The following is a 12141-nucleotide window of genomic DNA, read 5'->3' as shown; positions in this document are numbered from 1 at the left end:
CGAATTATCATTGGCTCCGCGTGAGTCGAAATTCATTCACCCACATCCTCACGACAGAGTATTATACATGAGAATCGTGCATGTTCTATGATGGGGAACCCCCGACTGGCCTTGTCTAGAAAGTGTACGGTAGTTAGTGATACAACGTTCGAAAGCGGTGGAGAGCGGACACTCACGGAGGCGCTTACCGATGCAATTGCTGAGGCCGAAGGGGTTGCCCCAACTGACCTACCGCCGCTGTACGAGTCTGTTGAGTTTGACGCACTGACCCAGTTGATAGAACACTCAGGTAAAAATACTGAAGAGGGGTTGATCTTGGCGTTTCAGATCAGAAAATGGAACGTTTTCGTGAGTATCGACGGCCGCATCCGTGTCTGTGATGCGACAATAGAGACCGATCTCGAGCCAATCTTCGCAGGGTGACACTGCACAGACAACGTGCTTACCCAGCGATCACGTGACCGCTCTTCGCAGTAGATCCGTCCCGTCGACCGATCACAACACTCCCGCTCAGAGCACGTCACCGGTGAGAGATTCGCAGCGAGTAGTGTTCACTACATTCCGTCCGATAGATACAGAGTTTGTATCCAACAGAGTGGTTGCGACGACAATAGAACGATTACGCACTGTAACGTAGTACTGGTATGAGTGAACGACAGGCGCGTCTTCTCGGCATCGTCAGCATCGTCCTGTCCGTTCTGACGGTAACCTATACAGCTCTCTGGTTTGCCGGGATAGTCTGAACTACGTAACCAATTTGCAGGGCACACTGATCAGCGATTACATCCGGAGGCTCTCGAAACAGAGTTCCAATAATCCTCCCAGGCATACAAATAGATAATCACCTGCGGTTGCGGTTCGCGCCAGCGATTGGTCCGCGAGCGAGGTCGAAGGCCGAGCGAGCGGCCTTTTTCGCATGAACGGGTTTTGGCGGGGGTCGAGCGCCCCGTTAAACGAGGTTCACTGGAAGCCGATCCGCCCGCCGCGGTCGGTGCGGAGGCTGTCTGTGCCGCCGCCTTTGAACTGCTCTTCGATGTCGGCGTAGTAGCTCATGATCTCCTCGGAGATAGTCGGTCGCACCGCCTCCATCGCCTGATCGAAGTGGCGCATGTTCACGTCCTCGGCGTCGTCGTCCTCGCGAAGCGCTTGGATCGCGGCCTCGCGGGCGATCGACTCCAAGTCGGACCCGACGTAGCCGTCGGTGCGCTCGGCGAGCTCGCGCAGGCTCACGTCGGCGCTCAGCGGCGTGTCGTCGGTGTGTATCTTGAGGATCTGCTCGCGACCCTCCTCGTCGGGCTGGCCGATCATGACGAGCCGGTCGAACCGACCCGAGCGGATCAGCGCCGGGTCGATCATGTCCGGGCGGTTCGTCGCGCCGATCACCATCACGTTGCCCATCTCCTCCAGCCCGTCGAGTTCGGTGAGAAGTTGGTTGACGACCCGCTCGGAGACGTTGTTCCCCATCTCCTGGCCGCGGCTGGGCGCGAGGCTGTCGAGCTCGTCGAAGAAGATCACGGTGGGGGCGACCTGCCGGGCCTTCCTGAACGTCTGGCGGATCGCCTTCTCGGACTCGCCGACCCACTTCGACAGCAGCTGCGGTCCGCGAACCGAAATGAAGTTGGCGTTGGTCTCGTTGGCGACCGCTTTCGCCATCAGCGTCTTGCCGGTGCCGGGCGGGCCGTACAGCAGAACGCCCTTCGGCGCCTCGATGCCCATCCGCTCGAACTTCTCCGGGCTGGTGAGGGGCCACTCGACGGCCTCCTCAACCTGCTGTTGGGCCTCTTCGAGGCCGCCGACGTCCTCCCAGGTGACCTTCGGGAGCTCGACGAGCACCTCGCGCATCGCCGACGGCTCCACGTCCGCCAGCGCGCCGTGGAAGTCGTCGCGCTTGACGATCATCCGGTCGATGAGGCTCGGCGGGATGTCCTCCTCGTCGAGGTCGATCTCCGGGAGGTAGCGCCGCAGCGCCTTCATCGCCGCCTCCTTCGTGAGACTCTCGATGTCGGCGCCGACGAAGCCGTGCGTCTCGTCGGCCAGGCGGTCCAGCCCCACGTCGTCCGACAGCGGCATGCCGCGGGTGTGGATCTGGAGGATCTCCTTGCGGCCGACCTCGTCGGGGACGCCGATCTCGATCTCGCGGTCGAAGCGACCCGGGCGCCGGAGCGCGGGGTCGACGGAGTCGACGCGGTTCGTCGCCGCGATGACGATCACCTGCCCGCGGGTCTCCAGCCCGTCCATCATCGTCAACAGCTGGGCGACGACGCGGCGCTCCACCTCGCCGGTCACGTCCTCGCGTTTGGGCGCGATGGAGTCCAACTCGTCGATGAAGATGATGCTCGGGCTCTCGTCTTTCGCGTCCTCGAAGATCTCCCGGAGCTGCTGCTCGGACTCGCCGTAGTACTTCGAGATGATCTCGGGCCCCGCGATGGAGAAGAAGCTCGCGGAGGTCTCGTTGGCGACCGCCTTCGCCAGCAGCGTCTTGCCGGTGCCCGGCGGGCCGTGCAAGAGGACGCCCTGTGGCGGCTCGATCCCCAGCTTCTTGAAGATCTGGGGGTGTTTCATCGGCAGCTCGACCATCTCGCGGACGCGCTGAATCTCCTGTTGGAGGCCGCCGATGTCCTCGTAGGTGATGCCGCCGCCGGTCTTCTCGAACCCGGAGATCGGCTCCTCGCGCAGTTCGACATCGGTGTCTTCGGTGATCAGACAGACGCCGTCGGGTTCGGTGTCGACGGCGATCAGCGGAATCGCCTGTCCCGGAGAGCGCATGAACGGGTGGTTCGTGGAGGACATCACGGGGACGATGTCGCGCTCGACGACCGGGCGCTTGAGGATCTGCCGTTTCACCATGCCCGCGGCGTCGGAGCCGAACTGCACCGACGCCTCCTCGGGCGGCGCGAGCGTCAGCGACTCGGCCTTCTTCGCCTCGGCCTTCCGGATCGTGACGCGCTCGCCGATTCCCACGTCGGCGTTCTGGCGCGTGAACCCGTCGATACGGACCGTGTCGGTGTTCCAGTCCTGTCGGTCGGCGCGCCACACTTTCGCGGCGGTGGTCTCGGCTCCCTCGATCTCGATGATGTCGCCCGGAGAGAGCTTCAGGTGTAGGAGGGTGTCCGGGTCGAGGCGGGCGATCCCTCGGCCGGAGTCGTTCGGGTACGCCTTCGCGACTTCGAGTTGGACTTCATTCATGATGGATTGACTGGTGTTCGTTCGCAATACGTCCGTTGGGACGGCTGTTAAGCCCTCCGTTGCGCGCCATGGCACTGGGACGTCGGAATCCAGGGCCGACGGCGGGGACGCATGATGTGCTAATCACTCGCACGATACGGGGCCCGCACTGAAAACACCACCGCCGACGGCGACGGCGTCACGAGCGAGCCCGGCCCCGCGGTCGCGCCGCCGTGGCGGTAGCGACTTCACGGCCCGGGGCGTTCGACCGACCATGCGAACGCTCGCCTTTGACGGCCGGATGGGCGCCGCCGGCGACATGATCCTCGGCGCGCTCGTCGCCGCCGGCGGCGACTCCAAGGTGCTCACACCCGTGGAAGACGCGCTTCCGGTCCGCTACGAGTTCGAAGCGACCGAGCGGAACGGCATCGCGAGCACCCGCGCCCGGGTGCGACATGTCGGCAGCGACGACGGGTCTGAACACGACGGAGGTCACGACCACCACGACGGCCACAATCATCACGATCATAGTCACGACCACGACCACAGCCACGACCACGACCACAACGCCGAGGGGCACGGTCCCCAGCGAACGTACGCCGAGGTCGTCGAGGTCGTCGAGGAGATGGACCTCCCGGAACCGGTCCGGGCGGACGCGCTCGCGACGTTCGAACTCCTCGGGGAGGCGGAGTCGTCGGTTCACGGCACGGACCTCGAGGGAACGCACTTTCACGAGGTCGGCGCCGACGACGCGATCGCCGACGTGGTCGGCGCGTGCCTGCTGTTCGACGATCTCGATCCCGACCGCGTGGTGACGACGCCGCTCGCGACCGGCGACGGCGAGGTCGATTTCAGCCACGGTGTCTACCCGGTTCCGGTGCCCGCGGTCGTCGAGATCGCCGAGCGCGCCGACTGGTCGCTTCGCGGCGGTCCCGTCGACGCCGAGTTGCTCACGCCGACGGGCGCGGCGATCCTCGCGCACCGCGCCGAGGGCGTCGAGCGACTCCCCTCGATCCGCGTCGAGGAGTCGGGCTACGGCGCCGGCGGGTGGACGTTCCCCGACCGCCCGAACGTCCTCCGAGCGGTCGTCGGCGAGGCCGGGCGGTCGGGGCTCGCCCGCGACGACGTGGCCGTGTTGGAGACGAACCTCGACGACGCCGCACCGGAGGTGCTCGGCGGCCTGCAGGAGACGCTCGCCGACGCGGGCGCCCGCGACGTGTCGATCCTCCCAGCGACGATGAAGAAGTCGCGCCCGGGCCACCTCGTGAAGGTGATCTGTGCGCCCGAGGACGCCGACCGCGTCGCCCGGCGGCTCGCCGAGGAGACCGGAACGCTCGGGATCCGTGAGGGCGGCGCGAGCCACCGCTGGATCGCCGATCGTCGCTTCGAGACGGCCGAAATCGCGCTCGGCGAGGGCGACGCAGCCTACGAGATCCCGGTCAAAATCGCCAGCGACACCGACGGGGACGTGTACGATGTGAGCGCCGAGTATGACAACGCCGCGGCCGCCGCCCGCGAGGCCGGCGTCCCGGTCCGAGAGGTGCTTCGCCGCGCGGAGGCGGTCGTCCGCCAGCGGCAGGAGCGGGGCGCCGCCGACCGATGAGAGCGAACGCGCGATGAGCGACGCCGATCGCTACACCTGCGACGACTGCGGCGCCGAGTTCGCCGCCTCGGCGGCGACGCGAACTGAGACGATCGGCGCCCTTGACAGCGACGCGTGGCAGACGCTGTGCTGCCCGACGTGCGGCGCGCGAGTCAAAACGGTGTTCGTCGGCCGACGCTGACTCGGGTCCCTCTGTCGGCGGTCAGCCGTCGCGCTGTCGGGCGATGGCTTCCTCCAACGTCAACTCCCCGAGGGCGACCCCGCGGGCCAGATCCTCGCTCACGGTGAGATCGCCGTTCGAACGGTCGCGCGACTCGTTCTTGATGCGCTGGGTCTCTCCGGCGGTGGGTTCGACGTCGCGGGTCTCCACCGGGTCTCCCTTCATGCGGGCGATGTTGACGGCTGCGAGCACGTCGGCCATCCCCTTCCCGGCGGCGCCGCGGCCGAGCGTCGGCGTCGTCCCCGACTCGTCGACGAGTTCGACGGAGGCGCCCTCCAGTTCGTTCACGACCCGCGCGCTCCGGAGGCGGTCCCCGTCGCCCACGCGAACCAGCGCGTCCGGCTCGTCCTCGATCTCCGCGAGCACGGTGTCGACGGCATCGGCCAGCGAGACGTGGTACGCGGCGACTACGGTCTCGCCCGAGAGCACCGCGATCCCCGGCTGCTCGCCCGGATCGACGCCCACGACGGTCCGCCCGTCGCCGCCGCGGAGGCCGCCGAGCGCCTCCTCGACGCCGTCGCGGACGTCGTCGGCCGTCGTGGTGACGTGTTGGACCGGCTCGCCGCGGAAACTGAGGCCGTCGTGCGGCGCCGAGATCACGGCCTCTGTGCCTTCCGGGAGCGCGACGTCGGGTTCCCGAGTGGTGAACGTCGCGCCGCGCTCGCGTAACTCGGCGACCGCAGCGTGATACAGCTCGAAGTCCTCCGTGACGACGACGATCACTCGCCACGACTGTAGGGCGCTCGACGGCTTGACAGTGACGCCGACGGTGCGCGGGCAACGACACGCGGTGACGCCGACGGGCCGATCGCTGTGGCGTCGCGCCGCGACTGATTCTCCTTTGTGATACCTGGGGGACTACCGTTAACTGTGGGATCGAGAAGGTCGGGACAAGATGACAGACAGTTCTGGGCCCTCGACGGGTGCCCGGCTGGTTCCGGACGTGATACGTCGCGGGATCGTCCGCAAGTTCGCGACGGTGTTGCTCGTGTTGATACTCGCGACCGGGGGCGTCGGCGCGTACGCGGTCTCCTCTACGACGGCGGACCTCCAAGAGAACGTCAGGAGCGACCTGACGACGGTGACGACGTCTGAGGCCGACGGGCTCTCCGAGTGGTTGAGCCAGCGGAGCACGGCTGTGCGGATGATCTCCGAGTATCAAGACGTGCGCGAGGGGAACACCGCGAAGCTCCGGCCGGTGTTCACCACAGAACTCCGGGCGCTTCCGAACGACGTCCACGCGATCCACTACGTCGACACCGACGAGCGGACCGTGCTCGCGTCCAGCAACCCGGATCTCGAGGACGCGTCGCTCGCGGAGGCGTCGCTGGCGTGGGCGCCGGCGGTGGCCCCCGCCTCCGCAGACCGGACGGCCACGTCGTCGGTGTACCGCACCAACGACGGCCCGATGATCGGCTTCGTCAGCGCGGTCCCCTCTGCGCCCCACCGCGCGGTGGTGCTCGTCGCCGACACCGGGGCCATCGGTGAGGGCTTCTCGACGCCCGTCGAGGGCGGGTTCGTCCGCGTCGTCGACCGCAACGGCATCGTGGTGATGGCGGACGAGCCCGACGCGATCAGCCAGTCGTACCTCGGTGCCACCGGCGACATGTTCCAACGCGCGCTCGACGGCAACGACGTGGTCACCGAGGACGCGGCGGTCGAAGACGCGCTGAACCGCGACCTCGTCGTTTCCTACGCCCGCGTCCCGGGAACTACCTGGGTGATGGCGGTTCACGTCCCGGCCGACGGTGCGTACGCGGTCGCCGCCGGCGTCCGACAGAACATCCTCCTGCTGGTCGCCACCGCCCTCGCCGGATTCCTGTTCGCGGGCGTGGTGATCGCGAAGCCGACCGGCGACGCGCTCGACGATCTGAGCGATCGCGCTCGGGCGCTCGGTTCGGGCGACCTCGACGTGTCCGTCTCGACGGACCGGATCGACGAGATCGGCACGCTGTACGGTTCGTTCGGCGACATGCGCGACGACCTGTCCGACCGGGTCGACCAGGCGCAAACCGAGCGCGAGCGCGCCGCCGACGCGAGAGCGGAGGCGGAGGCGCTGGCCGACTCGCTGGAGGGCCGCGCGACCGAGTACGGCGACGCGATGGAGCGGGCCGCCGCCGGCGACCTCACCGTCAGGCTCGACGAGAACGCCGACAACGAGGCCCTCGAGGAGATCGCACGCTCGTTCAACCGGATGGTCGACGACCTCGAGGACACGGTCGGCACCGTCCGCGCGTTCGCAGACGAGGCCGACGAGCGCGCCGCGGCCGTCGCCGCCGGCGCCGACCAGATCGAGGACGCAAGCGCCTCGGTCAGCCGCGCGATGACCGACGTCGCCGGAGCCAGCGACGAGCAGGCCGAGCGACTGAGCGAGGTAAGCGGCGAGATGAGCGGGCTCTCGGCCACGGTCGAAGAGATCGCCGCGACCGCCGCGGACGTCTCCACGCTGTCGGCGGAGGCCGCCGAAAGCGCCGACACCGCCGGCGAGGCCGCCGAGGACGCCCTCGACGCGTTCACCGCGGTCGCGGACCGCACCGACCGAACCGCAGACGAGGTCGACCGCGTCGCCGACGAGATGGCCGAGATCACCGAGGTCGTCGACCTGATCGACGGGATCGCCGAGCAGACGAACCTCCTGGCGCTCAACGCGTCCATCGAGGCCGCCAGGGCCGGCGAGGAGGGCGACGGCTTCGCCGTCGTCGCCGACGAAGTGAAGACGCTCGCAGAGGAGACGAGCGCCGCGACCGACGAGATCGCCGCTCGGATCGAGACGCTCCAGGAGGCGTCGACGGCGGCGGCCGACGACATGGCCGCGACCGAGACCGTCGTCGAGGACGGCGTCGAGGTCGTCGAGGACGCGCTCGAGGCCGTAGAGACGGTTGGCGAGCGAATCGACGACGCGAACGACGGCGTCGAGTCGATCGACGCGGCCACCGACGACCAGGCGGCGACCACCGAGGAGGTCGTGACGATGGCCGAGGAAGTGACCGAGATCGGCGAACGCACCAGCGCGGACGTCGACAGCGCCGCCGCGTCGGCCCAAGAACAGACCGCCGCGGTCACCGAGGTCAGCGAATCCGCCGAGACGCTCTCCGAGCGGGTCGAGGAACTCCGCGAACTCGTCGCCCGATTCGACGTGTCCACCGACGCGGAGGCCGGCGGTGCCGGTGGCGACGTTGCCGCCGGAACCGACCGCGACGCTGCACCCACCGGTCGCGAAGTCGATACCGGCGGAAGCGGAGGGGGCGGCGCCGACATTGCGATGACCGACGGCGACGGCTTCGAGTACGTTGCCGAGGGCGGCGGTCCCGCGGGCGACGACTGACTGCCTGGCTGTATCGACGGTCGCGTCCGCGACGACCGATCTCGATGTCGACGCCGGGGTGCCGACCCGCCAGCGGCGGCCGTCCACCCCCGCCCGGCACTCGGGAGGTTTTTGCCCGGTGACGACCCAGAGCCGACCGTGTCCGAGTTCCTGACGACTGGTAGCACGGCCGTCGACGATCTGATCGGCGGCGGCATCGAGCGCGGCGTCGTCACTCAACTGTACGGCCCGCCGGCGTCGGGAAAGACGAACCTCGCGCTGACGGCGGCGGTTGAGGTCGCAGCCGACGGCGGCTCGGTCCTCTACATCGACACCGAGGACCTCTCGATGACCCGGTTTCGCGACATCGCCGAGGCGCGCTCGGAGGAACCGGTCGAGCGGGTCGCCGGTCGCCTCGTCGTGAGCGAGGCCATGAGCTTCGAGGAGCAGGGGGAGGCAGTGAAGGACGCCGCCGACCTCGCCGACGGCGTCGACCTGATCGTGCTCGACTCCGCGACCGGGTTCTACCGGCTGGAGCGCACGGAAGACTCCCGCGGCGGGGAGTCGGTACGCGAGGTCGCGCGCCACGTGACCCACCTGCTGTCGCTGGCGCGCAAGCACGACCTCGCGGTGCTCGTGACGAACCAGGTGTTCACCGACCCCGACGCCGACCGCGACCGCCCGCTGGGAGGAAATACCTTGGAACACTGGACGGGCGTGATTCTCCGACTGGAGCGCTTTCGCGGCGGCAACCGGCGGGCAACCCTGGAGAAACACCGCTCGCAGCCGGCCGGAGAGTCCGCGCGCTTCGAGATCACGGACGCGGGCGTCGAGGACGCACAGGAACGGTAGCGGGCGCGAGCGACGGGAACGAGACCGGGGACAGATCGGGGCGCGAACGCGAGCCCCGCCGGTCTCGCCCGAACCGCGTCGGCGCCGCGGACGGCCGGGAGGCGCCGTGAGGTCCGATTCGAGCGATTCAAGTAGCCGCACGGGGTTTCACCTGCTATGAAAGACCAGAGCGGACGCAGGAAGCGAAAGCGGACCGGCGGCCTCCGACGCCCCTCCAGCAATAAGAAGCGACACGAACTGGGCCGCGAGCCCGCCGAAACGACCGTCGGCGAGCCCCGGTTCCGCGTCATCGACTCGCGCGGCACCAACGAGAAGACCCGCGCGCTCTCGACGAACGTCGCGCAGGTCGCCACCGGCGGCGAGACCGTCGAGGCCGACATCGAGGACGTCACGGAGAACCCCTCGAACGTGAACTACGTCCGTCGGAACATCATCACGAAGGGCGCCGTCATCGCCACCAGCGAAGGCGAGGCGCGCGTCACGTCGCGACCGGGCCAGACCGGCCAGGTCAACGCCGTCCTCATCGAGGAGTAACGCCGTCGACGCGGTTGTTGTTCTCGCTCCACAGTCGATAGCCGATAGCCGCTGCCCCGCTCGACGGCACCGAGATGTGACGGTGGCGACGGCGAGCGGGGACGCCCGTGAACTCGTGACCGTCTCGGTCAGCCGCTGCCCGGGAGCGGACAGAGGCTCGCGGTGAACGCGACCACCTCGTCGGTCTCGTTTCGCGCGCCGTGCACGTCGCCCCGCTCGTGGAGCACGACCCCCGGCGCCGCGACCGCCTCGGACTCGTCGTCGCGGACGACCGTCACCTCGCCGTCGAGCACGTGGAAGACGTTCGTGCTGTCGGCGTGTTCGTGCGCGTCGAGTTCGGCGTCGGGCCCGAGCGCGAACAGCTTCACGAGCACGTCGTCGGTGACGACGAGTTCGGCGGTCTCGACCTCGCCCTCGCCGGGGTCGAGGTCGTCGAGCGCGTCCGCGAGGAGTTCGAGCGTCATACGGCCCCGTCGGTCTCGAGGCTCAAAAAGCGATCTGGAGCGCAGCGGCCGTCGCTCTCGTCGGTGACGCCGCGCTTGCGAGAACCGTCCCGTTCTGTTCGGATCCGTCCCGTTCGGTGGCGGCGTCGCGCCGCCGTGGATCGGCGATCCGACCGCGATCGACCCGGCGGGGTCGACCCGGTCGTCGGCCGTCCCGTCGTGCCTCTCTCACCCTCGGTCCGGGGGTACGGGGACCCCCAGTCGCGTGCGTCAGTGTGTCGTGCCGGCACGGGGCCGGCGGCCGATTGCGACCGCGCGCCGGTCGAACCCCGAAGGGATCGCCGTCCACGCGGCCGGTACGTGCGTGTGACGTCCCCGGTCAGTACCGGTTACCGGTCGTTTCCGTTTCCGTTGCCGTTGTTGCCACGAGCGTCGTCATCGTCGTCGGCCTCGTCTTCCTCGTCGTCGTCGTCCTCTTCGTCTTCCTCGTCGTCATCTTCGTCATCCTCGTCGGCCTCGTCCTCGTCGTCGCTATCGGGACCGACGTCCTCGGGCGGACCGCGACGCTCGTCGTCGTCGGTCTCGTTCTCGTCATCGTCGTCGGCGTTCGGCCCGACGTCCTCGGGCGGTCCACGCCGGTCGTCGTCGGTCTCGTTCTCGTCGTCACCGTCGGGGCCGACATCGGCGGGCGGGCCGCGCTCGCCGTCGGGGCCGTTCCCGGCGACCGAGCTGACCGCCTCGCCGAGCGTGCTGGCGTTCGTCTCGCCGCCCAGGTACGCGTTGATTGCCGAGAGCACGGCCTTCGCGTTGTCCGAGGCGTCGTCGGGCAGGCCGATCGCGGGACCGCGGCGGTCGGTCTCGTTTCCGTCAGTCTCGTTCTCCTCGGTCTCGTTCGCCTCCTCCTCGTCGGTCTCGACCTCGAATTCGGCCTCCTCGACGCTCACCGAGCCGTTCTCGATGGCGAGCTCCACCTCGCCGGAGACGTTCTCGCCGGTCACGTCCAGTTCGACCTCCTCGGTCTCGGAGTCGTTCACGTCGAACGCGACCGACCCGTCGGCGTCGGTGGTGCCGAGGAGCGAGTCGTCGCGAAGCACCGACAGCCCCTCGACGCCGCTCCCGTTCGCGGTCACGGTGAGGGTCACCGTTCCGTTGTCGTACGCGGCGTCCGCCTCGTACTCCTCGACGGACGCGTCGGTCGCGGCGACAGTCGCTCCTGCTCCGGTACTTGTCGCGGCAGCGCCCACGCCGGCGCTCATGAGGAGCGCCGCCAGGCCGACCGCGAGCAGCTTTGTCGCGTTCATCACGACTGTCGCCTGTCGTCCCGGGATAAAGAAGGGGGCAAACGACGAACCCGAGTTCCGGGATTTGAAGCGCTGTAAAGCCGAATTAAGTCCGATTAACTACCCAAGGTGAGCGGTATCGTCCCCACGCGGGATCGCTCGGCCGTTCGGCGCCACCGCGTCGATCACGCGCGATCGTCAGTCGGTCAGCGGTCGGTCGACTTCCGAACGAGCCCGGCGATGGGACGACGAGGCGACTCACGGGCCGGCGACGAGTTCGTCGGCGACGACTTCGGCCGAGAGGAGCTCCGGATCGACCGCGAGATCGACCTGCCCCCTCGCGAACTCCGGCAGCGACTCGGCAGCGTAGACGACCGCGCGCACCTCCGGGTTGCGTTCCTTCGCGACAGCGATCCCCGTCGCCTCCGCGGTGTCGGTGAGGACGAACAGCGCGGCGTCGTCGATGCCGGCGTCCTCGAGGGTGCCGCCGGTGACGGCGCCGTCGATGTGGGAGACGGTCACGTCGTGCGTTTCGAGTTCGCCGGCGAGATCCTCGACGTCCGGTCCGGCGACGACAGCGGAGAGATCCGTCATTACCGGTCGTCAGTCGGCTTGCGGGGATAAGCTTCGTGTCTCGTCGATCGGCGCGACCGTGTTCGGGAGCTCGTTTCGATCGGCGAATCGGTTCGATCGGGTGAATCGGGCGGTTCGAAGCCGTGGGCGCCGAAACGGCGGACCGG

At 68.4% G+C, this 12141-nt stretch carries 11 protein-coding genes; 6 read left to right on the top strand and 5 right to left on the bottom strand.

Translation table 11 applies throughout. The features are described 5' to 3' along the window. Positions 1-90: 90 nt before the first annotated feature. Entirely contained in the window at positions 91-423 is a 333-nt protein-coding gene (locus P0Y41_RS06240; RefSeq protein ID WP_284063097.1) for a HalOD1 output domain-containing protein, read from the top strand. A gap of 537 nt (positions 424-960) precedes the next feature. Here the strand turns inward: P0Y41_RS06240 and P0Y41_RS06235 are convergent. Beyond that, the gene (locus P0Y41_RS06235) at positions 961-3186 is read right to left on the bottom strand and encodes a CDC48 family AAA ATPase (RefSeq protein WP_284063096.1); all 2226 of its coding nucleotides are present in this window, start codon (positions 3184-3186) and stop codon (positions 961-963) included. 253 nt (positions 3187-3439) lie between these two features. Here P0Y41_RS06235 and larC point away from each other — a divergent pair, with 253 nt between their 5' ends. Together larC and P0Y41_RS06225 are read left to right on the top strand one after the other, a co-directional pair. Continuing rightward, positions 3440-4768 carry a nickel pincer cofactor biosynthesis protein LarC gene (gene larC / locus P0Y41_RS06230; RefSeq protein ID WP_284063095.1) on the top strand — a complete coding sequence of 443 codons (1329 nt, stop codon included), beginning with the start codon at positions 3440-3442 and terminating at the stop codon, positions 4766-4768. Between the two features lie 13 nt (positions 4769-4781). After that, on the top strand, positions 4782-4949 hold the full coding sequence (locus P0Y41_RS06225; protein ID WP_284063094.1) for a hypothetical protein: 168 nt from the start codon (positions 4782-4784) through the stop codon (positions 4947-4949). A 21-nt stretch (positions 4950-4970) separates the two neighbouring features. Here the strand turns inward: P0Y41_RS06225 and P0Y41_RS06220 are convergent, their stop codons facing one another. Further along, on the bottom strand, positions 4971-5711 hold the full coding sequence (locus P0Y41_RS06220) for a hypothetical protein (RefSeq protein ID WP_284063093.1): 741 nt from the start codon (positions 5709-5711) through the stop codon (positions 4971-4973). A gap of 172 nt (positions 5712-5883) precedes the next feature. Here P0Y41_RS06220 and P0Y41_RS06215 point away from each other — a divergent pair, with 172 nt between their 5' ends. The 3 genes from P0Y41_RS06215 to P0Y41_RS06205 all read left to right on the top strand — a co-directional run bounded on the left by P0Y41_RS06215 (position 5884) and on the right by P0Y41_RS06205 (position 9678). Then, positions 5884-8313: a methyl-accepting chemotaxis protein gene (locus tag P0Y41_RS06215; RefSeq protein WP_284063092.1), complete on the top strand. Its 2430-nt coding sequence runs from the start codon at positions 5884-5886 to the stop codon at positions 8311-8313. Between the two features lie 138 nt (positions 8314-8451). Continuing rightward, entirely contained in the window at positions 8452-9144 is a 693-nt protein-coding gene (radB, locus tag P0Y41_RS06210) for a DNA repair and recombination protein RadB (RefSeq protein ID WP_284063091.1), read from the top strand. A gap of 156 nt (positions 9145-9300) precedes the next feature. After that, positions 9301-9678 carry a 30S ribosomal protein S8e gene (locus tag P0Y41_RS06205; RefSeq protein ID WP_284063090.1) on the top strand — a complete coding sequence of 126 codons (378 nt, stop codon included), beginning with the start codon at positions 9301-9303 and terminating at the stop codon, positions 9676-9678. 128 nt (positions 9679-9806) lie between these two features. Here the strand turns inward: P0Y41_RS06205 and P0Y41_RS06200 are convergent, their stop codons facing one another. The 3 genes from P0Y41_RS06200 to P0Y41_RS06190 form a co-directional block, all read right to left on the bottom strand. After that, on the bottom strand, positions 9807-10142 hold the full coding sequence (locus P0Y41_RS06200) for a cupin domain-containing protein (RefSeq protein WP_284063089.1): 336 nt from the start codon (positions 10140-10142) through the stop codon (positions 9807-9809). A 368-nt stretch (positions 10143-10510) separates the two neighbouring features. Next, positions 10511-11422, bottom strand: coding sequence for a hypothetical protein (locus tag P0Y41_RS06195; protein ID WP_284063088.1), 912 nt, complete (start codon positions 11420-11422; stop codon positions 10511-10513). A 237-nt stretch (positions 11423-11659) separates the two neighbouring features. Next, positions 11660-11995 carry a DUF7126 family protein gene (locus P0Y41_RS06190; RefSeq protein ID WP_284063087.1) on the bottom strand — a complete coding sequence of 112 codons (336 nt, stop codon included), beginning with the start codon at positions 11993-11995 and terminating at the stop codon, positions 11660-11662. Positions 11996-12141 lie beyond the last annotated feature (146 nt).

Origin of the sequence: Halobaculum halobium, from assembly GCF_030127145.1 — an archaeon.
In the GTDB taxonomy this organism is placed as follows: Archaea; Halobacteriota; Halobacteria; order Halobacteriales; family Haloferacaceae; genus Halobaculum; species Halobaculum halobium.
The sequence above is the reverse complement of the archived record's forward strand: the minus strand, read 5'-3'. Positions and strand labels throughout refer to the sequence as shown.

Coding starts and splice junctions, on each gene's coding strand:
- P0Y41_RS06240 (WP_284063097.1), top strand. CDS start 91: ATGGGGAACCCCCGACTGGCCTTGTCTAGAAAGTGTACGGTAGTTAGT.
- P0Y41_RS06235 (WP_284063096.1), bottom strand. CDS start 3,186: ATGAATGAAGTCCAACTCGAAGTCGCGAAGGCGTACCCGAACGACTCC.
- larC (WP_284063095.1), top strand. CDS start 3,440: ATGCGAACGCTCGCCTTTGACGGCCGGATGGGCGCCGCCGGCGACATG.
- P0Y41_RS06225 (WP_284063094.1), top strand. CDS start 4,782: ATGAGCGACGCCGATCGCTACACCTGCGACGACTGCGGCGCCGAGTTC.
- P0Y41_RS06215 (WP_284063092.1), top strand. CDS start 5,884: ATGACAGACAGTTCTGGGCCCTCGACGGGTGCCCGGCTGGTTCCGGAC.
- P0Y41_RS06205 (WP_284063090.1), top strand. CDS start 9,301: ATGAAAGACCAGAGCGGACGCAGGAAGCGAAAGCGGACCGGCGGCCTC.
- P0Y41_RS06200 (WP_284063089.1), bottom strand. CDS start 10,142: ATGACGCTCGAACTCCTCGCGGACGCGCTCGACGACCTCGACCCCGGC.
- P0Y41_RS06195 (WP_284063088.1), bottom strand. CDS start 11,422: ATGAACGCGACAAAGCTGCTCGCGGTCGGCCTGGCGGCGCTCCTCATG.
- P0Y41_RS06190 (WP_284063087.1), bottom strand. CDS start 11,995: ATGACGGATCTCTCCGCTGTCGTCGCCGGACCGGACGTCGAGGATCTC.